The sequence below is a fragment of the Chitinophaga sp. genome (assembly GCF_019236475.1).
Taxonomy (GTDB): domain Bacteria; phylum Bacteroidota; class Bacteroidia; order Chitinophagales; family Chitinophagaceae; genus Chitinophaga.
This window is the reverse complement of the sequence record NZ_JAFAIX010000012.1, coordinates 369,882-390,342: the sequence shown is the minus strand read 5'-3', so window position 1 is coordinate 390,342 and position 20,461 is coordinate 369,882. Positions and strand designations below refer to the sequence as shown.

22 protein-coding genes are annotated in these 20,461 nt (G+C 42.7%); 7 read left to right on the top strand and 15 right to left on the bottom strand.

From position 1 onward, the window contains the following. Positions 1-20 precede the first annotated feature (20 nt). Complete coding sequence (locus JO154_RS17740) at positions 21-365, bottom strand: hypothetical protein (RefSeq protein ID WP_291947961.1); 345 nt, start codon at positions 363-365, stop codon at positions 21-23. Between the two features lie 109 nt (positions 366-474). Between JO154_RS17740 and JO154_RS17735 the strand changes: the two genes are divergently transcribed. Genes JO154_RS17735 through JO154_RS17725 form a run of 3 tightly spaced genes read left to right on the top strand, consistent with a single transcriptional unit; the run spans position 475 to position 3,229 of the window. Further along, positions 475-1,254 (top strand): Ku protein, encoded by a 780-nt coding sequence (locus JO154_RS17735; RefSeq protein ID WP_291947959.1) that lies wholly within the window; start codon positions 475-477, stop codon positions 1,252-1,254. Then, positions 1,251-1,841, top strand: coding sequence for a DNA polymerase ligase N-terminal domain-containing protein (locus JO154_RS17730; RefSeq protein WP_291947957.1), 591 nt, complete (start codon positions 1,251-1,253; stop codon positions 1,839-1,841). Before JO154_RS17735 ends, JO154_RS17730 begins: the two co-directional genes overlap by 4 nt. Before the next feature lie 47 nt (positions 1,842-1,888). Further along, on the top strand, positions 1,889-3,229 hold the full coding sequence (locus JO154_RS17725; protein WP_291947956.1) for a sigma-54 dependent transcriptional regulator: 1,341 nt from the start codon (positions 1,889-1,891) through the stop codon (positions 3,227-3,229). Here the strand turns inward: JO154_RS17725 and chrA are convergent. From chrA to JO154_RS17710, 3 genes are all read right to left on the bottom strand, one after another. Continuing rightward, positions 3,218-4,414: a chromate efflux transporter gene (gene chrA / locus JO154_RS17720; RefSeq protein WP_291947955.1), complete on the bottom strand. Its 1,197-nt coding sequence runs from the start codon at positions 4,412-4,414 to the stop codon at positions 3,218-3,220. The two genes, JO154_RS17725 and chrA, sit on opposite strands and share 12 nt — an antisense overlap. Before the next feature lie 358 nt (positions 4,415-4,772). Continuing rightward, positions 4,773-5,729: a 2-oxoglutarate and iron-dependent oxygenase domain-containing protein gene (locus tag JO154_RS17715; protein ID WP_291947953.1), complete on the bottom strand. Its 957-nt coding sequence runs from the start codon at positions 5,727-5,729 to the stop codon at positions 4,773-4,775. A 98-nt stretch (positions 5,730-5,827) separates the two neighbouring features. Then, positions 5,828-6,358 (bottom strand): biopolymer transporter ExbD, encoded by a 531-nt coding sequence (locus tag JO154_RS17710; protein WP_291947950.1) that lies wholly within the window; start codon positions 6,356-6,358, stop codon positions 5,828-5,830. Positions 6,359-6,482: 124 nt separating this feature from the next. On the opposite strand from JO154_RS17710, the gene JO154_RS17705 reads away from it, so the two are divergent. Continuing rightward, complete coding sequence (locus JO154_RS17705; protein WP_291947948.1) at positions 6,483-7,190, top strand: hypothetical protein; 708 nt, start codon at positions 6,483-6,485, stop codon at positions 7,188-7,190. A 66-nt stretch (positions 7,191-7,256) separates the two neighbouring features. Here JO154_RS17705 and asnS read toward each other — a convergent pair whose 3' ends face one another. Further along, positions 7,257-8,696, bottom strand: coding sequence for an asparagine--tRNA ligase (gene asnS, locus JO154_RS17700; protein ID WP_291947946.1), 1,440 nt, complete (start codon positions 8,694-8,696; stop codon positions 7,257-7,259). A gap of 465 nt (positions 8,697-9,161) precedes the next feature. On the opposite strand from asnS, the gene rho reads away from it, so the two are divergent. After that, the gene (gene rho / locus JO154_RS17695; RefSeq protein WP_366935592.1) at positions 9,162-10,907 is read left to right on the top strand and encodes a transcription termination factor Rho; all 1,746 of its coding nucleotides are present in this window, start codon (positions 9,162-9,164) and stop codon (positions 10,905-10,907) included. A 78-nt stretch (positions 10,908-10,985) separates the two neighbouring features. Here the strand turns inward: rho and JO154_RS17690 are convergent, their stop codons facing one another. From JO154_RS17690 to trmB, 9 genes are all read right to left on the bottom strand, one after another. Beyond that, positions 10,986-11,510, bottom strand: coding sequence for a hypothetical protein (locus JO154_RS17690; protein WP_291947944.1), 525 nt, complete (start codon positions 11,508-11,510; stop codon positions 10,986-10,988). A 45-nt stretch (positions 11,511-11,555) separates the two neighbouring features. Further along, entirely contained in the window at positions 11,556-12,023 is a 468-nt protein-coding gene (locus JO154_RS17685; RefSeq protein WP_291947942.1) for a hypothetical protein, read from the bottom strand. A 181-nt stretch (positions 12,024-12,204) separates the two neighbouring features. Further along, on the bottom strand, positions 12,205-12,810 hold the full coding sequence (locus JO154_RS17680) for an outer membrane beta-barrel protein (RefSeq protein ID WP_291947940.1): 606 nt from the start codon (positions 12,808-12,810) through the stop codon (positions 12,205-12,207). 295 nt (positions 12,811-13,105) lie between these two features. Next, positions 13,106-13,852, bottom strand: a complete 747-nt coding sequence (locus tag JO154_RS17675; RefSeq protein ID WP_291947938.1) for a LytTR family DNA-binding domain-containing protein — start codon at positions 13,850-13,852, stop codon at positions 13,106-13,108. A gap of 30 nt (positions 13,853-13,882) precedes the next feature. Further along, on the bottom strand, positions 13,883-15,970 hold the full coding sequence (locus JO154_RS17670; RefSeq protein WP_291947937.1) for a histidine kinase: 2,088 nt from the start codon (positions 15,968-15,970) through the stop codon (positions 13,883-13,885). A 19-nt stretch (positions 15,971-15,989) separates the two neighbouring features. Beyond that, entirely contained in the window at positions 15,990-16,220 is a 231-nt protein-coding gene (locus JO154_RS17665; RefSeq protein ID WP_291947935.1) for a 4a-hydroxytetrahydrobiopterin dehydratase, read from the bottom strand. Between the two features lie 72 nt (positions 16,221-16,292). Next, a complete protein-coding gene (locus JO154_RS17660; RefSeq protein ID WP_291947933.1) occupies positions 16,293-16,736 on the bottom strand; it encodes an IPExxxVDY family protein in 444 nt (147 codons plus the stop codon). 132 nt (positions 16,737-16,868) lie between these two features. Next, a complete protein-coding gene (locus JO154_RS17655; protein WP_291947930.1) occupies positions 16,869-17,078 on the bottom strand; it encodes a DUF5522 domain-containing protein in 210 nt (69 codons plus the stop codon). After that, a complete protein-coding gene (trmB, locus tag JO154_RS17650; RefSeq protein ID WP_291947928.1) occupies positions 17,050-17,757 on the bottom strand; it encodes a tRNA (guanosine(46)-N7)-methyltransferase TrmB in 708 nt (235 codons plus the stop codon). The genes JO154_RS17655 and trmB overlap by 29 nt, the downstream gene beginning before the upstream one ends. Positions 17,758-18,285: 528 nt before the next feature. On the opposite strand from trmB, the gene JO154_RS17645 reads away from it, so the two are divergent. Together JO154_RS17645 and JO154_RS17640 are read left to right on the top strand one after the other, a co-directional pair. Continuing rightward, complete coding sequence (locus JO154_RS17645) at positions 18,286-18,753, top strand: Lrp/AsnC ligand binding domain-containing protein (protein ID WP_029465139.1); 468 nt, start codon at positions 18,286-18,288, stop codon at positions 18,751-18,753. A 52-nt stretch (positions 18,754-18,805) separates the two neighbouring features. Next, positions 18,806-19,738 carry a tryptophan 2,3-dioxygenase family protein gene (locus JO154_RS17640; protein ID WP_291947926.1) on the top strand — a complete coding sequence of 311 codons (933 nt, stop codon included), beginning with the start codon at positions 18,806-18,808 and terminating at the stop codon, positions 19,736-19,738. Between the two features lie 3 nt (positions 19,739-19,741). Here the strand turns inward: JO154_RS17640 and JO154_RS17635 are convergent, their stop codons facing one another. Continuing rightward, positions 19,742-20,449, bottom strand: a complete 708-nt coding sequence (locus tag JO154_RS17635) for an alpha/beta hydrolase (RefSeq protein ID WP_291947925.1) — start codon at positions 20,447-20,449, stop codon at positions 19,742-19,744. Between the last annotated feature and the right edge of the window lie 12 nt (positions 20,450-20,461).

Sequence of the window (20,461 nt, the reverse complement as noted above, 5' to 3'; positions counted from 1 at the left end):
ATTGGCATTTCAACAACTGTTTATCCAAATAATATTTGTTCATCCCGATCTTCTACGGGAATCTTTTTTATAAATTCATTGAATCCACTTTCATCATGGGTAGTATATATCCCATATGCATCCAATATATACATTTTGTCTCCATCCTTATCTTCCAACACATATAATACGGAAGAGTCAGAAGGATCTGATTCTCCTTCAAACCGATATGTCTTCACAATCAGTAAATCTTCTGGATGATAGATTTTACTGGTGTCTGGAGACTGCATGCGGCCATGGTCGCTCATCTTCAGTTCATGATCAAAGCCTCTGTCATGCAATTTTTCCAGTACCCTGGTAAGTGTTGTCATTTCTGACTTTTCCATAAATAAAGGTTTTGGTCAACCCTATAAATTTCAAATGTTATGCCGTCTGTGCTAAAAACAGATGGTACTATTTATGTGTTAATGTTTATTACACCAAAACGAATGAACTATGAGAGCGATCTGGTCAGGCGCAATAGGTTTCGGGCTGGTAAACATACCAGTGAAATTATACAGCGCCACGCAGGATAGTCACCTCAGTTTAGATATGCTGGATGGCAAAAATCTGGGGCATATTCGGTACAAACGTGTAAATGAAGACACAGGTAAAGAAGTACCCTGGGAACAAATTGTGAAAGGATATCGCTATAACGATTCCTATATCGTCTTGGAGGATGAGGATTTCGAGGCGGCAGCCCCTAAAAAAAGTAAAATTATTGAGATCACCTCTTTTGTGGAAGAGAATGATATTGATGATATCTACTTTGAATCGCCCTATTTTTTAGAGCCTGCAAAAGGTGGGGAAAAAGCTTATGAGTTACTACGTCAAACGTTGGAGAAATCAGGGAAAGCAGGGCTCAGTAGCTTTGTGCTCCGATCCTCTGAACATCTGGCGGTTATTCGTCCGCGGGAAAATTATTTGCTTTTGCAACAGCTTCGTTTTGAAGAGGAGGTGCGCTCTTCGAGCGACTTGAATCTCCCTAAAAATATCAAACTCCAGAAGAAAGAGCTGGATATGGCCGCTGCATTGGTAAAGGAATACACAGAGAAGTTTGATATTTCTGCTTATAAAGATGAATACAATGCGGAGTTGATGAAGATCATCAAAGCGAAAGCTAGTGGTAAAAAGCCGGTGGTAAAGAAACTTCGGGTGGTGCATACCAAGGGTACAGATTTGTTTGATCAGTTGAAAGCCAGTCTGGGTAAGACTGGTAAAAAACGTGCATCATGACATTAGAGAAATATAAAGCGAAAAGAGATTTTAGGGAGACACCAGAGCCTACAGCCGGCAAGTCGTCCACTGCGCAACATGTGTTTGTCGTTCAGCGGCATCAGGCTTCTCGCTTGCATTACGATTTCCGCTTAGAAGCAGATGGAGTACTGAAAAGTTGGGCGGTACCCAAAGGCCCTTCTATGAACCCTACAGATAAAAGGCTGGCCATGGAAGTAGAAGATCATCCTTACGATTACAAGGATTTCCAGGGAAAAATCCCGGAAGGTAACTATGGCGCCGGCACCGTCTACATCTGGGATAAAGGCACGTATACACTGCTCAATGATGACGGCAAAAACTTCGATAAACAAATGTTGAAAGAGATCGCTGATGGCAGTGTGAAAGTGGTTTTAAAAGGGCGTAAACTCAAAGGAGAATTTGCGCTAGTAAAGATGAAAAACAGCGACCAGAATGCTTGGCTGCTGATTAAGCATAATGATAAGTATGCTGTTGATGAGTATAACAGTGAAGACTATACGCCACAACGCATAAAAGATCAGGGTCTTCGTCAAAAGGAAACGGCCAAGGCTACTCGTAAAAAATAATCTTACCTAATCACCTGCATGAGGCTTTCCACTATCTTTGCAGGACTATGTCTAAAGGTCACATCTTAATCATCGATGATGAAGATCAGCTTCGTAAGCTGATGAGCCGCCTGTTGGCGCTGGAAGGGTATACCATGCTGGAAGCTGCCAACATCCGCAGCGCCATGAAAATCCTCGATAAAGAGGATATACAGGTCGTATTATCCGATGTCAAGCTGCCGGATGGGAATGGGGTAGAACTCGTGCAAACGATCCGTGGTAAGCATCCACAGACAGAAGTAATTGTGCTAACGGCTTTCGGCAATATCGCCGATGGCGTACAAGCCATAAAAAACGGGGCATTCGACTATATCACCAAAGGAGATGATAATAATCGCATCCTGCCCCTCGTCAGTAAGGCGATGGACAAAGCGGTATTACAGTTCCGCATCCGCGACCTGGAAAAGAAGCTGGGAGGGAAATATAGCTTTGATAGCATCCTCGGAAATTCCCCTGAAATAAACACCGCTATAGCATTGGCTCGGAAGGTTTCCCTCTCAGACATGACCGTTTTACTACTAGGAGAAACAGGTTCCGGGAAAGAGGTATTTGCACAAGCTATCCACCAGGGGAGTAGTCGCAGTCAGGCTCCTTTTGTAGCCGTGAACTGTAGCGCCTTTGGCAAGGAAATCCTGGAAAGCGAATTGTTTGGTCACGTAGCTGGGTCTTTTACCGGCGCCGTAAAGGATAAGAAAGGATTTTTTGAAGAAGCTAGGGGAGGTACCATTTTCCTGGATGAAATAGGGGAGATGGCGGTGGAATTACAGGCCAAAATGTTACGTGTATTGGAAGCGCAGGAATTCTACAAAGTAGGAGAATCCAAACCCACCAAAACAGATGTCCGTATCATCGCCGCTACCAATCGTAATCTCGAAAAAGAGATCAATGATGGCCATTTTAGGTCGGATCTGTTTTACCGCCTGAGCGCCTTCCAGATAGTGCTCCCTTCCCTCAATGAACGCCGTAAGGACATTCCATTGCTGGCGTCCTGGTTTATTGAACAGGTAGCTCCTAAGTTGAACAAACGTATCTCCGGCATGACGCCCGCTTTTCTGGACGCCCTACAACGCCATTCTTGGAAAGGGAATATCCGGGAATTAAAGAATGTGATTGAAAGAGCAGCTATCCTCACGGATACGGATACACTGGATACCTCCGCATTGCCTTTTGATTTCCAGCAGGGACTTGGAGAGCCCTCCTCTATGCGACTCGCAGATGTGGAAAAGCACCATATTGCGCGGGTGCTGGCACATGTCAAAGGAAACAAAACCAAGGCAGCAGAGCTATTGGATATAGGTCTGACTACACTTTACAATAAGATCAAAGAATATAACATATCAGTGGAGTAGCCATCCCAGGGCTACACAGGTCAATACGATCACAGGAGAGGGCACCTTGCTGAAAAGCAGGAGTCCTAGTGTGGAAATGATGACCAAAATATTGATAGGATTTATCTGGATAGCGCCCAACAAAATGAACGTGGCGGCCCACATAATCCCTACTACTACCGCGTTGATCCCTTCCAAGGCGCGATAGATGACCACATATTTTTTCAGGTTATTCCATATCGGGAAGAAGAATAGCACCAAGAGAAGGCTGGGGAGGAAGATCGCCACTGGCGCCAGGATACATCCCAGCAGTTGATAGCCTGGTCCCAGGCTACGCATAGCCATACCGCCTACATAGGCAGAAATAGAGAAGGTTGGCCCCGGTAGCGCTCGCATAATACCTGCACCCGTCAATAATTCTTCTGCACTCAGGAACTGTGATTTAGCACGAAATACGTACTGTTCCAGCATCATCGCGATGAGAATATCGCCTCCGCCAAATACAAGGCTGCCGAAACGATAGAAGTTCTCAAAGAGGTTGAAAGGCCTTCTGGTTATCCAGTTATGGGTACGGGAAAGCTCAGAAAAGAATCCTGCCAAGACGAATAGCAGTACGAAGAGCCAAATATTGCCCCATTGGATTTTCCTGGGTTTATCTTCGATATCAGGGATACGTTTATTACTGAAGTTAGAAACGATTCCACCGAGTATAATGAGAACGGGGAAAGTCCAGGGTGATTTCAGGAAGTAGGCAGAAACCATCGCCACCACCATGATACAACAGGTAGCCGTATTTCGGATACTGATTTTAAAAGCTTTGATACCACCATAGGCTAGGAATCCGACTGCCATAGGCTGTACATATCTGAAAATGTCTGTCTGCAGGGTGCTTGTATCAAAGTATTGCAGGAGGAAGCTCAGACAGCCCATGAGGAGGCAGGCCGGTGTGATCCAGATCAGGAGGGTGAGTATGGCGAGCATAACGCCCCCTCTTTTATAGCCGATGAGGGTCAGTGTTTGTGAGGAGGATGCTCCTGGCAGCAACTGACAAAAGGCATTATATTCCATTAGTTCCTGTTCAGTGATATCCTTACGTTGTTGGACGAAGGTTTTCATCATCATCGCCAGGTGCCCCTGCGGGCCACCGTAGGCAGTGATGCTATGTAAAAGCACTGCTTTTAGAAATGGAATATGACGTAGAAACACAGTTTTAGTTCCGGTGGTTAGCCTTTGCGAATTCAATTCTTAAGATACAAAATAGCACAAAATACAACAGTGTTGCTAATAAAACCAACCTAGGGTGATATTACAGGCACGGTAGTTGCATAAACTGGAGCTGTATTAGTGATTATGGCCTTTTATCCGTTGTCCATGCCGTTTAATTCTGGAATCGAGTAGCCTCATATGACGGTGCATTATTACAGCACTGAGATCACCATAACCATATCCAAACGTTGAAAAACCATTAAAGCGATAGCAACTACTGTTAGTAGAGCCAAAGTTAAAGTCCCGGAAAGTGTTGTGCTTTCCGGGACTTTTCATTTTAGCAATGACTATTGCAGGATTATTTTTTCAGACCAATTTCGCGCAGACGCTCATCCAGGTATTCACCCGCAGTGATAGGCTCATAAGCCAGCGGATTTTCTTTGGTGATGCAGCTTTCCAGGCTATCCAACTTCATATCTGATTTTGGATGCAGGAAGAAAGGAATGGAGAAACGGGAAGTGCTCCACATTTCGCGAGGAGGGTTTACTACTCGGTGGGTAGTGGATTTCAGCCTGTTATTGGTAAGACGTTGCAGCATATCGCCTACGTTTACTACAATTTGTTCAGGCAGGGAAGTCACAGGTACCCAGTTATCTTGCTTGTCCAGGATCTGTAAACCATCAGCAGAAGCGCCTACCAGCAGGGTAATCAGGTTGATATCCTCATGCTGTTCCGCTCTGATAGCAGATTTAGGCTCCTGGGTGATAGGAGGGTAGTGAATGGCTCTCAGGATAGAGTTACCATTGTGAATTTTACTGTCGAAATAGTTTTCGTCCAGACCCAGGTACAGGGCGATTGCCTGCAGCAGGTAACGGCCAGACTGTTCAAAACCACGGTAAGCCTTGAAGAATGTAGGGGTGAAAGCTGGTACTTCAGCCACCTGTACATTCTCAGGGTAAAATTCTGCGGTAGGATCGTTGTCTTCTACGGTTTGACCGAACTGGAAGAATTCTTTCAGATCTGGTGCTTCATAACCTTTCGCATGCTCTTTACCGAAAGAAGTGTAGCCACGTTGGCCAGCCAATTCCGGAATTTCGTATTGGTGTTTGGTATCAAATGGGAGTTTGAAGAACTCCTGTACGTATTTGTAGAGGTCTGCGATCAGCTCATCAGGAATTCCATGATTCTTAACGGCTACAAATCCAACTTCTTCATAAGCTTTTCCCAATTGTTGCACAAAGGCAGCCTTGCGACTGGCATCGCCTGAGGTGAAATCCGCAAGATCTACGGAAGGGATCGAGTGAGTAATTCCCATAATATCTATTGTTTTGGAGCGGTAAAGTTAGGAAATCCTGCCCAAATGGGAGCCATTCCGGTTTCCCGGGGAATTTCGGTCGGAATGGCTCCTGTGGCTCAGTGGAAATACTGAGACTCCTGCGGGGTGATGTCTACCACTGCATATCTATCAATCTGGTTAATCAGCATTTCATCCATCATATCCACGAGGTTCTTGTAATTGGCAGATTTATCAGCCTTAATCAGCACTGTCAGATCGTTTTTATGGAATTGATCTTGCACCCTTCCTTTTTTATGGATGATGACATCGCGGATGCCATTGGCATTAGCAAAATTGGTGTAATGCAGTTCTGGTGGCCGTTGTGGATCATTGCCCATACCTTCATACCAGGCTACTTTATTTTCCGGACCAAGAATCACAGTCAGTGCTTTGGATTCAGCCAAAGCGGTACGGGTTTTACCATCATCGGTGGGCATGATAAGATTCAAAGTTTTAGGTTGTGATAAAGTTGTTGTCAACATAAAGAAGGTGATCAACAAGAACCCAAGATCCACCATAGGCGTCATATCCACACGAGTAGATTTTTTCACAGATCTTTTTTTGCCATGCCGGTTGCTGCCGGAGGAAGTAGTATTTATTTCAGCCATTGTATAACAGTTTAGAATAAACGAAAAATGGTTGAAAGCGCTTTCAGTAAATAGATGATTTAAAGCGAACATTCCATAAAGGATATTTTATATTTTCGTAAAACCTCATTTCAAACCTATACTTATGAAAAAGACTATTCTGTTTGCTGTCCTGCTATTCGTGGCTAATTATTGTGGTGCCCAGCGGTTTCCTTATGGAACGTATTATTTCATGCCAGATGGAGTCAAATATGATAATACATGGTATGTCGGCGGAACGCAGATTACTCCAAGAAATGTGAGTGAAACAGGCTTTAAAGAAGATTTAATCACATTAAATGGAAAAAGAACTGTGAATAAAGTGGATACGGTTATATATGAGAATCAGCGGTATTTTTTCGTAATGGAAGAGAGGAAAGGAACGAAGAAGTTATATTATGCACCAGCCCTCATTGTTAACCAGACTGAAAATGATACCAGTATCTTTATTATCAAAGCAACTGGAAATTATGCAACGAGGGATGAAGCAGTTCGGCAAACAAAGAAAGTTTTAAAAAGCAGTACTCAAACCCGTATATATACCAAGACGCAAATGCAGCGCATGGCCCAGTTACCTTCCGTTAATAAAATCGATTCAATATCATTGATCACAGTATTGGAAAAGATATGGAAGGAGCAACAGGTACTGGAAGCGCGAAACGTACGGCCGCGATATGTTCCGGGCTACCTGCATCATTTTGTTGACGCTGGTTTTAGTCCTTTTATTGGCGGTTGGGACTTGTTTGAATTGGGAAATAATATTAAAAATAGACAACATTTAGACTCACTTTTCGCACACATTCTTTTTTATTAACTGAGTAACATAGCGAAGGGCCGACAATCGTCGGCCCTTCGCTATGATTACAGTATAGTGTAATGATTAGAATTCTGCATTCTTCGGTGTTCTTGGGAAAGGAATAACATCTCTGATGTTAGTCATACCGGAAACGAACAACACGAGGCGTTCGAAGCCCAGACCGAAACCTGCGTGTGGCGCAGTACCGAAACGGCGAGTATCGAGGAACCAGCTAAGTTCTTCTACTGGCACGCCCATTTCCTGCATACGACCTACCAATTTATCGTAGTCTTCTTCACGTTGGCTACCACCTACGATTTCACCGATACCAGGGAACAGGATATCCATTGCTCTAACGGTTTTGCCGTCGCTATTGAGCTTCATGTAGAAAGATTTGATTTCTTTCGGATAGTCTGTTAAGATCACTGGTTTTTTGAAATGTTTTTCTACCAGGTATCTTTCGTGTTCACTCTGGAGATCAGCGCCCCAACCTTCGATGAGGTATTGGAATTTCTTGTTTTTATTAGGCTTGCTGTCTTTCAAAATGGAGATGGCTTCGGTGTAAGTCAAGCGCATAAATTCGTTGTTAACAACGAACTCCAATTTTTCGATCAGGCCCATATCGCTGCGTTCTGCCTGTGGTTTTTGTTTTTCTTCTTCCACAAGTCTGCCAGCGAGGAATTCCAGGTCTTCGCGGTTATTTTCCAGTGCGTATCTGATAACGTATTTAATGAATTCCTCGGCAAGGTTCATGTTATCTTCCAGTTCATAGAAGGCCATTTCCGGTTCGATCATCCAGAATTCCGCCAGGTGTCTGGCTGTATTGGAGTTTTCGGCGCGGAAGGTAGGTCCGAAAGTATAGATATCGCTGAGCGCCATCGCACCGAGTTCACCTTCCAGTTGGCCGGAAACGGTGAGGTTGGTGGAACGGCCGAAGAAATCTTCTTTAAAGTCGATCTCACCGTTTTCTGTGCGTGGAGGATTTTTGAGGTCCAGGGTGGTTACGCGGAACATTTCGCCGGCGCCTTCAGCGTCGGAAGCGGTGATGATAGGGGTGTGCAGGTACTGGAATCCTTTTTCGTTGAAGAATTTATGTACTGCAAATGCGAGGGAGCTGCGGAGGCGGAAAATAGCGCCGAAAGTGTTGGTGCGGAAACGCAGGTGAGCAATTTCGCGCAGGTATTCCAGGCTGGGTCTATTTTTCAGTTGCAGCGGATATTTTTCCGGATCACAATCGCCCAGGATTTCCAGGGTACTTGCTTTCAGTTCTACTCGTTGACCTTTACCCATAGAAGGGATGATTTCACCAGTAGCACTGATAGAAGCGCCAGTAGTGATACGTTTCAGGGTAGTAGGATCTGTATTTTCTGTGTCAATTACGATCTGGAGAATATTATTAGTAGAGCCGTCATTCAAAGCTATAAACTGATTGTTGCGGAAAGAACGCACCCAACCCTTTACTGTAACTTCATAGTTTGCCCTGTCATCGGACAGGATCTGTTTGACTTTTACCCTTTGGCTCATATAGATAAATTTTAGGAATGCAAAAATAAGCGGAAATATTCATAGTGCATAGCCCGGCTACCTGCAATCAGTAGCAGAAATGCAAGCCTTGGATAGCCAATAAAATGTTAAAAAACTCGATAATATAATAATACGAGTGTCGGGTTTAGGGAGATACGGAGCCCTAGCTACGGGCTGTTTCCCACGATGCTAAGGCGGCTGCAACCGCGACGCAACAAGGAAAGACGGGCGAATTGGGGGGTAAATTTTTTTGGATAATAATAAAAGATGTTTTAATCTTGCAATACAATCTGTCTGATCAAGTCCAAAGATTACCACCTTCATCAGCAGTTCCTGAACTCAAGCATTCCCTATCAAATTTAATTTCAAATTAAATTTATTGACTCAAAACAATTATTTGTAATTGGTGCGTGTTGGTATGCAGTGGTACCCGCCTCACATGACTTCTAAAATTTGACAACTCAGATGATGTACGACATCTTACAATTGAACGACATGCTCGTTCCAGAGCTTCTTGACATCGCCGAGAAGCTGGACGTTCCCAACGCGAAGAAACTGAACAAACAGGACCTTATCTACAAGATACTTGATAAACAAGCGGTAATGGCTTCTGCCGACAGCCAAGCAAATGGCGAAGAAAAGAAAGCACGCAAACGCAAACCTGTAAAGAAAGAAGACGAACACGTAGTTGAAGAACCCATCCACACAGAAGAGAAACCAGCAGCAAAGAAACCAGCGAAAAAAGCGATAACTGGCAAATCAAAAGATACCGAAGAACACTCCGAACCAGCTCCAAAATCCAAAATAAAAAATTTCGAGATTGACCTGGACAGCATTCCTTCCCTGACATTTGATGATGATGATGATATTATCATCCCTTCATTCACGGAAGATATGCAGGAAGAAGAAGAGGAGGAAGAAGAAGCACCAGTGGCAACACCGGCGCCAGTAGCGAGAGTAGAAGAAGAGGAAGAGGAAGAAGAAGACGAAGATGACGACTTTGTAATGCCGGAAGAGCACGATACTGTTGCTGCTACTACTACTCAGAAAAATAAATTCACAAATATTAAAAAAGAACCAGCCTTCAATATCGAATTTGATGGCGTAATTGTCAGCGAAGGCGTACTGGAAATGATGCCTGATGGCTACGGTTTCTTGCGTTCTTCCGACTATAACTACTTGAGCTCTCCGGATGATATCTATGTATCTCCGTCTCAGATAAAATTATTTGGTCTCAAAACCGGCGACACTGTGAAAGGTGCTGTCCGTCCACCAAAAGAAGGGGAAAAATATTTCGCACTGCTGAAAGTAGAAACCATCAATGGTAAATCTCCTGAAGAAGTGCGCGACCGCGTTCCTTTCGATTACCTGACACCGCTGTTTCCTTTCGAGAAACTGCGCCTGACTACTACTTCCAATAACTACTCTACCCGTATCATGGATATGTTTACGCCGATCGGTAAAGGTCAGCGTGGTTTGATTGTAGCGCAGCCTAAAGTGGGTAAAACCATGCTGCTGAAAGAAGTAGCCAACGCTATCGCTACGAACCATCCTGAAATCTACCTGATGGTAGTATTGATCGATGAGCGTCCGGAAGAGGTAACTGATATGGAACGTAGCGTAAAAGCAGAAGTAATCGCTTCTACTTTCGACGAACCTGCAGAAAAACACGTAAAAGTATCTGCTATCGCACTCCAGAAAGCAAAACGCCTGGTAGAATGCGGACATGATGTAGTAATCCTCCTGGATTCCATCACCCGTCTGGCCCGCGCACACAATACCGTAGCTCCAGCTTCTGGTAAAGTATTAAGCGGTGGTGTGGAAGCAAATGCAATGCAGAAACCTAAACAATTCTTCGGTGCTGCCCGTAAAATTGAAAACGGCGGTTCCCTCACTATCCTGGCTACAGCACTGATCGATACCGGTTCTAAAATGGATGAGGTGATCTTCGAAGAGTTTAAAGGTACTGGTAATATGGAACTGTTGCTGGATCGTAAACTGGCTAACAAACGTATCTTCCCAGCGATCGACGTATCTGCATCCTCTACCCGCCGTGATGATCTGCTGTTGGATAAAGATTCTCTGAAACGTATCCATATCCTCCGCAATCACCTGGCAGATATGAACACAGATGAGTCTATGCACTTCATGCTGCAACATATGCGTGGAACCAAAAACAATGAGGAATTCCTCATCTCTATGAATGGTTAATCATTACATACAGATATTGAAAAGCCCGATGCAGTTAGCATCGGGCTTTTTTTATGAGATGTGATAATTTGTAAATAGCTACCAGGAAGATGAGAAGTATTGTTTAACATACTGCTTTTCTTCTTCGCGGAGACTACAGTTAGTTAATAATTCATATTCTTTATCTCTTTCTAAAACCTTATACCACAGAATAGCATCGATATTTTTATTGGAATGGAGTTCTAAGCGAATTAATATTTTATCATTAGGTTTTCTATGATTATTTAAGAGATGGCTTAACTCAGAGGGTTCCATTCCTATTTGCTCTGCGAAATCTTTATTCTTTAATTGTAGCCGGGAAATATATTCTTTCAAGAAAAAACTAAAAGTTGCTTCTTTATTATATGTTTTCTTTTTTAAATAATCCTCTATTTGAAATCTTAATTGAAGAATTGCTGCAAGTATTCTTTGCTCATTGGATAAATTAGAAAGCGACTTTTTCTTTTCTTCCCCAAACTCCTTTAGAATTTCGGCTCTTTCTTTTTCACTTATCTTCTCCGATAAAATGTGGGCATCTGCCATTTCATCAAGAGAAATTTTCTTAATTTTTTTTTCGCGCTTCATGATTAACCTCCTGTATTATATTGATTTCCCAAATCTCAACTTAATTTACTGAAATCTGCTTATTAATTCGATTGAGGAATCAAGATCCAACCAGAGACCTCTTCCTATATCCTTAAAACCATATTTCTCCATATAGTATGAAATCAAATTAGTCTTAGGAATTAAAAATACTGCGCCATAGTAACCTTTGCGAAAAGCTTCCCGACAAGCGAAGGCGAGGAGCGTTCCAGCTACTCTATCATACTTCTTATCAGCGCCAACATTTTCCTTTGCGGACTCTATTAATTTTACTTCTATAAAGCAAAAGCCGTCTTCAGGATGATCTATTAGAGCAACAAGTCCTTCCATATCATTGGTACCTACTGGAACTATCTTATAAACAATATCATTTCTCAATTCATCCCAATCGAATTCAAACCTACCCAATTCTTTTATAACATTGAAATCATTATCTGTAACTCTCTCAATCTCAACTTCAAATCGTTTGCCTGTTAATTTATCTTCAATGTACATGACAATTAAATTGAGTAATAAAGATATGAAAATTTACATAATTTGTAAATTTAAATTTACAAATTATGTAAAAAATAGCGATTATTTATTGCCTGCAGGCCCTAAAACAAAAAGCCTTCCTGCATTGCAGGAAGGCTTTTTTATACCATAAAATTTTCACATAAAGTCACATGGAAAACTACTAGAACTTGAAGTTTACGCCCAGTGCGAATTCGTTGGTGAAGTTAAAATTGAAGTCGCTGTAGTTGTGTTTAGCACCGCTCAATTCATTTTTGTCTTGTTTCCAGTTGTAGCTAGCGCCACCGAACATACCTTCAATCATGAAGCGTTTGGTTACGAAGTAAGCGATACCTGGCTGAACATTCACATTGAATGAGTTGAAGCTGCCTTGTTTAACATCGTTGAGTTTGGTGCTACCGAAACCATAAGATGCATTACCTTCAGCAAAGAAAGCGAATTTGGATTGACCCAGCATTTGGTAGTTGCGAACAAAGATACCAGGGTTAATAGAGAATGTTTTTGCTTTGTTGTCATTAATATCTTTTGCAAAACCGAAATTGGTACCTGCAAACACACCCACTACCCAGTTATTGTTCAGTGCATAACCTACTTTAGGGCTGATGCCAAAAGAGGTAGTAGTGTTTTTCTTGTCAGCGTCTTTTGCTTTGTCGGAGTGAGCTGTAACGTTAACGTTACCACCCAGTAAAATATCGCCTTTAGAGATCTGTGCTTTTGCAACTTGAGTGCCGAACAGTGCAACTGCGGCCATTACAATCAACTTTTTCATCTTTCGTTAATTTAAATATTCATTAAAACTGTGCTTCCTAACTTTAATTTTTCTACATACCTACGTGCCGATCCTGGTTGACTGTAATCAGATTATATATTAAAACCTGACTATTTGACTTTTTCGTTTCACAGGTCAAATGTACGAGCAAAACAGATTCAACCAAATTTTTTTGTTAAGAAATTGTTACGTATCCTTCGCGCACTTGTATTATTTTAATCTTTTACAGGGGTCAAAAAGTGCGGAAATAATGTCTGGGAGAGTGTTTTGGGGTATTCTCAGGAACGTGTCATATTCACTGTAAGCGTAATATCAGGTCTTTTTTTCTTCTTTCCGTGATCTCTAAAGTGGCCCCATTTCGTAAGATTACCTTACTACCATCGCTGGAAATCCGGCTCACAGCGGCGAGTTGCACCATTTGGGAATTATTTAACTGATAAAACCGCAGTCCGGCAAACAGCTCCAAATAATACCGAAAACCCGCTGCAGCATTGATGGACTGGCCGTCTCCCATATAAAAAACAGTAAACTCATCTACCGCTTCAAAATAGTTAATATCAGATATAGATATGATATGTTCTGCCTGTTCCTGATCCAGAACAATCATCTGCCAGTCCGTAGCTTGATTGTAATTGAAGTTTTGCATCAATACTTCGTAACGCTTGGTGCTACTCCCCGCGGAAATCCTTGCTGATACTGCATTTACAGCTTGTAGTAAACTTTCTTTATCAATAGGCTTCAGGATGAGTTCTATTTCACTGAAACGAATAATATGCAGGAACTTTTTCTCAAAGGCGGTTACAAATATGGCTTCAAAAGGAATAGCTGCCTGCGTACCTGTAAGTATGTCAAATCCAATACCGTCGGGCATTTCAAGATCCAGGAAAACAAGCTGCGGTTGGTGAAGGCGAATCTTCTCTATCCCATCTGCACAATCAGAAGCCATATCGGCAATCGTTACAAACGGACAGTATTTAGCCAGCATTAGGGCAATAATATCCCTGCTGTTTCTTTCATCATCAATGATAATTGCCTTAATCATAACAGAGTGCTTTAAATTGAATCGCTCGACTTACAACTGAGGGATAAGAATGATAACGAGTGTACCGCTGTCTTCATCGTCTTTGAGGAACTTATCAATAATTTCTATTTGGATCTCCGTGTTGTACATCTTGTTCAGCAAGTCGGCCCGGTTCTGACTGATTTCCATTCCGGAGGACTGATGATGTTGGGGTAGTGTACGGAGCGCACGGGATCTACTTATACCTATTCCATTATCTTCGACGATGCATTCTAACATATCTGATGCCACCTGCCGAAACCTAACAGATAGCTTGCCTGTAGCCTGTTTGGGATTAGTCATACCATGCTTAACGGCATTCTCAACATATGGCTGTAATAACATGGCTGGTATTTCTAGCTCTGCAGTAGCAATTCCAGGATCCACCACTACCTCATATTCCATGCGGTTTTCAAAACGCATCCTTTCTAATCCCAGGTAGGTATTAAGATAAGTAATTTCATCCGCCAACGAAATAAAATTTCTTCTGGAAAAATCCAATGTCTTACGAATCAGGTAAGAGAAATCAGACAGGTATTTCTGCGCATACTCAAAGTCGCGCTGCATTACAAACAACTGAATAGAGTTCAGACAGTTAAAAATGAAATGTGGATTTATCTGTGCCCTGATGGCTTTCAGTTCTATTTCCGTCAGTTTCTTAACGTATTCTGTTTCCAGTTGTATCTTTCTTTGTTCTTCGAGTTCTTGTTTTTTACGAAGGATTTCAGTGGTCTGTTCCTTTACAAGTTCTTCGAGTTGCTCATTCAGCTTGCGTTGTAGCTCTTTATTTTTATTGAGCTGTTTGATCAACATTTCCTGCGTACGGGTTCTTTCCATATGCACCAACTTATTTCTGTAACTGAGTCCTGCCAATACAAACATGGCCTGTAGCAGGATTCCACCGATCAGCAATAGGGTAGGAGCAGATAATTCTTCCAATGCGCCTACTAACCCTAACGGATGCACGTGAATCAAAAATGAACCCAAACATGCCAGGTAAAGACAAACGGATCCGAGTAGGAAAAAGCGCACCAGTGGATGATGTTGGGAACGTCTGGCTAGTGCGATAAACATGATTAATAAGGGTAGGAGCGTACCAAAGTATACGTATCCATAAATAATAGTAGGCAGGTGATACTGTTCTTCTGCGATGCAATAGATACATATAATAATCAATCCACCTACTGCGGCTGCCACCCAGGTGAAAACCCGTGCCATAAAGGGATAGCGCGATTTCAGATTAAGAAATGTACTACCAAACAATAAGTACATCAGGTAAAAACAAAACAACAGCGCAGGAATATTCCAGTAGTATTTCAACATGGGCCAGCGATGAAAGAACGACAGTTGATAAGGCTTACTTTCCAGTCGTAGTGCAAAGAACAGCATCAATCCCACTATATATAAAGCGAAGTATAGATAGGAACGATCTGGTAGTTGTATATAATTAATAAGGGAAATGCTGAAGAACACTAGCAGCATACCCAGCAAAACCAATATCACAACGGAGTCTCGGCGAAAGCCTTCTTCCGCTGTATTCTGGAATTTCACAAAAGCGCTGGTATTGTACAGGGTAGGGATTAACGGACTTTCATTAAATGATTTATTGATGATATGGAGATAATAAGTTCTCGTAGAATGTGCAGGCACCTCGGCCGCAAACGCGTAATGGTTCCATCTTTCCACGCCTCCGCGATCGAGCATAAGACCTGTTTGCATGAGGAGTTGGGGCGTATCCTCGGGGGCTTGTACGTACCAGTACATGAAGTCGTGCCATCCTGAAAAGAGGAGCCAGCTAGCCATGTTGTTCCCTGGGTTGTGAATGATAAACCGCAACCAGCAGTTATTCTGGCGTTTATTATTCCTGGGATTGGCATGATATATTTCCTTATTCGGGCTGAAGGATTGGTGTATTACCTGGCTGATCGTCATGGAGCCGGTAACGTCCTCGAGGGCAGTGGTATAAGGACGCATGTCTGCTACGATGGGAGCAGTAGATGCTTCAATCGTGAGTGTATCAGGCAGGGATGTCCTGTTGTTGGCAAGGGATGCTGGGGCTGTAAAGCAAAAAACCAGCAGCATTAGCAAAATGCGCTTCACAAAGTGGCGTATAAGGTATCTATAATAATTGGTCTATGGTTGCTGCCATTTTTTTATCACGGTCAGTAACAGTATAGCCAGCCGAATGTGTATTCAGATAGATATCCACCTTGTTATACACGTTGGTCCAGTAAGGATGGTGGTCCATCTTTTCGGCCAGCAGCGCCACTTTCGTCATAAAGGCAAAAGCCTCCCGGAAGTCCTTGAATGTAAACGCCCGGTGTAATTGATTATCTTTTTCTTCCCACATAAGAGGAGATTTTTAATAATACAGATGAGCTTTTCGATGAGGACTGGTTAAATTATTTTGGAAACTGCCTGTCTAAAAAATGAGGTTCATCTTATTTTTTATTTCCCGGATATCTAGTAAAGATACTAATTGTACTTGCGGAACATTACGTAATTCCTCTACTATTTTTTTTACATCGCCAAGTTGGTAATAGTCTCCTTTAATCATCCAGAGATAGTGGATTTGTTTCAGCTCTGGTAGCAGGAATTCGGCTTGGCAGTGGTTGTTATAGCAGTAGTGAATCACTGCATTGGTAGCTTCATGGAAATCAAAAACCGGGAAATGATAAGACCTGCTTTTTTTGGACAAGGTAATTTCCAGGGAGTTATTAATCCGGAAGTTGGTATGCAAATGACGGTTAATCTGCCAGCAGAGTTGGTAATCGCGGGCAGTGGAGGCAATACCTATCAGGTGAGAGCTGTCGAAGAAGTCTTCCACCAATTGATCCTGGTCCAGTTTCAGTTTAAGTATCGTCATACGTAAAGTTAATGGGGAAAGCGTGTCAATGGTTCACAAGCTATGAACTTAGTGGCACATTTCAGTTTTTGGGAGGGTGTTTTTTCGGGAGTGGGTAATGATTTAGGGAGACGATAGTTGCTTAGGTAGCAACTATCTCTCGTCCTTTGTATTTTTATCTTCCTGTCTTTTAGCCAGGAGTGCGGATTTCTTGGGTTCGCGCACGTTTTCGAAATCATATGGGCAATGTCTGCAGCCATTACCACAGCAGGAACCGCGGTCTAGGTGAAACTTTTCAGTAAAGACCATATAACCTTGTTCGTTATAATAGAAATCAATATTCTCCACTAACGGCTGCTTCATCGGAGGGCAGGTTAATGCTGCGCCAGTCCAATGGAGCGGCAGGCAACTGGAATTTAATATAACGGATAGTTCGACCATCGGCCAGGTGCATTTTTTCGTAGTGCGTCTGGATTTGCAGGAGTGCAGGCACTTCCGGCATGGCATATACATCAGGAATATTCTCCAGTACGGTACATCCGGTATATTCAATCACCATTTTGGTGAACTCATAGAGTTCAGCAGAATCTGTTTTCAGGTTGATGGTAGCGCCTGGAGCCAGCAATGGTTGGTATAACTGTAGGAATTTAGGATGGGTCAGTCTTTTCTTGGATTTGGACTGACGGAGGAATGGATCCGGGAAAGTGATCCAGATTTCACCTATTTCACCTGGGGCGAAATAGTTATTGAGTTTATCGATCTGAGTACGGAGGAAGGCAGCATTGTTCAGTTTATTGTCCAGTGCTGTTTTGGCGCCTCTCCAGATACGGTTCCCTTTCAGGTCTACGCCTACAATATTTCTTTCCGGGAACATGCGGGCCATACCTACCGTATAGTCTCCTTTACCGCAGGCCAGTTCCAGTGTTACCGGGTGATTGTTATGAAAGAATTCATGCCATTTTCCCTGCATCCCTTCCGGGTATATTAACACATTAGGGAAAGTTTCTATTTCAGCGAATCGTTGTAATTTTTTTTGTCCCATTTGGCCGCAAAAGTACGATTGTTTTCTCGCAAAGACGCAAAGGAGAGGAGGCCGCTAAGGAGATATATGAAGAGAATGATGGGGGAAACCGTGTCTACCTATACATTTCAAATCTTTGCGCCCTTTGCTCCATCGCGTCCTTTGCGTGAAAAGGGCATAAAAAAAGCCCGTGGACCTAGTCCACGGACTCTTTAAACCAATTCAGCTGTAGGAGAAGGATTCGAACCTCCACGAGGCAGTTAGCCATAGCACAAGTAAGATTAGTGGTCAACCCAATTATACTACGTTTATCCTGTGATCCCCACCCCCGAGACAAGAGGGCATGTCTGCCAGTTTCATCATCCCACAAAGTGTATGATAATCAATACGATAGCAATTACTTTTTAACTGTCTTTTGAGTAATGATTATGATGCAAATCTAAAGAGAAAGGGTGTTTCTTGCAAATTTTTTAAGAAAAATTTTTGAATTTTCGATATTTTTTAAATATTTGCATATAACTTTAAAACATTCAAAAACAAATTGTAAAAATGAGCCACAATTTGAATATTGACAAACTGGATTTGCAGATTATCAGCGAGATGATGAATAATGCTGAAATCTCCTATGCGGACCTGGGCAAGAAATTGTTTGTGTCCGGTGGTACTATCCACGTTAGGATGAAGAAATTGCAAGAACTGGGTATAGTTAAAGGTACTAAATTACATGTAGATTTAAAAATGATTGGATATGATGTAATTGCCTTTATTGGAATTTACCTGGAAAAAAGCTCCATGTATGATACAGTGGCCAAAGAATTACGGAAGATTCCGGAAATGGTACGACTGAATTACACTACCGGATCATATAGTATGTTCGCAGAGATTATCTGTAAAGACATTACCCAGCTCCGTCGGATTCTCCACGATGAATTGCAGAAAATCAAAGGCATTGAAAGAACTGAAACCCTTATCTCACTGGAAGAAAGCTTTTATCGTACTATCAACGTGGTGGAATAGTAATAGGGAGGAATGGTAGTTGCCATTTCAGCCTTTATTGCTAAATTTCGCCATGGTTACAACAGAAATAGCCGAGAAAATTCAACGGCTCGAAGAAAAATATGCCGCGATGGGTCAAAATCTATCCTCCTACCTGGATGGATTACTGTATGCGGATTACCTTACTTATTGGGACTATATTCAACTGGATGTATTGCTGAACCTGCAACATCCCCGCACGCCGTTTCCGGATGAGAGCATCTTTATCATGTATCACCAGATTACGGAACTGTATTTTAAACTGTCGCTCAAAGCGATTGAGCAGGTATGTCATGCTCCTGAACTGACAGTGGATATCTTTAAAACACAGTTGAAGCGTATCAACAACTATTTCAAAAGCCTGATCAGTTCCTTTGAAATCATGGTAGACGGAATGGACAAGGAGCAATTCCTGAAATTCCGTATGGCTTTACTGCCTGCCAGTGGATTCCAGAGCGGACAGTTTCGTATGATTGAAATTTGCTCTACCTCGCTGACCAACTTGGCTTATGAGTCACAAAGGGAGGCGTTGAAAGGAAAAGAATTGATCGATGTCCTGGGGCAAATTTATTGGAGAAGTGGTGCTACTGAACTGGCTACTGGGAAGAAAACCCTTACCCTGCGCCAGTTTGAGCTGAAATACATGGAAACTTTCCTGAAAACAGCCCACAGTTACGAAACCAATAACATACAGTTGCGTTACCAACAGTTGTCGCCGGAAGAACAAAAGGAAGTAATGCCACTGTTACGGGAATATGACCTGAATATCAATGTGCGCTGGCCATTGATGCATTATAAGTCTGCCGTACGTTACCTGCACAAGAAACCGGAAGATATCGCTGCAACAGGCGGTACCAACTGGCAGCAATTCCTGCCTCCGAAAAACAAGCGCATTGTATTCTTCCCGGAACTATGGACGGAAGAAGAACTGGATAATTGGGGCAAAATAGCCATGGGAGAAGAATAGAGACTATATCTTCTGTGTGGTAAAACGCCTGATATAATATGCCAACAACGGTACATCTGCTTTTTCGAGTGGGTGTATCGTATCTGGCAGGATAGCCATTTGCGCTTCCGGTAATGCTTTGTAAGCCTCAATTGTTTCTTGGAAAGATACCATGTTGTCTTTGTCGCCCATCATTAACAGGCATGGAGATGCAATCATAGCATAGTCGTTGGCCTTCAAGAGGGACTGGTGTCCTAATTCAGCAATCAGGATCGCTGTCATGTTAACCACTTCTTTCCAGTCGGATGCGCTATGTCGATCTTCCAGCACCCGGGCGTATGCGGGAACTTTCTCTTCAATTAGTTCTGGATTTAGTTGTTTCACTTCCCTAGCCGCAGTAGCCTCGTTCCAATTGAATTTAGTGGCAAGAGTAATGATATGGCCAATACGTTCTGGATAGTGACGGGCCAGATAGAGGGCTACGTATCCTCCCATACTATACCCAAAGATGTGTACAAAATCGAGCTCCTTTTCTTCCAGGTATCGTAATACTTCCCCGGCAAATACAGGAATGCTGAATCCTTCTGGTGAAAAAGGCTGCTGGCCATGACCGCTGAACTCCACTGTATGAACATCGTAGTGTGGTTCCAGAGAGGCTTTCAGGGAGTCAAACTGTGGGGCGGCGCCAAGGGCGCCATGTAATAATAGAATGGGGATTTTTTGATGCTGCATAGTTAAAACTAA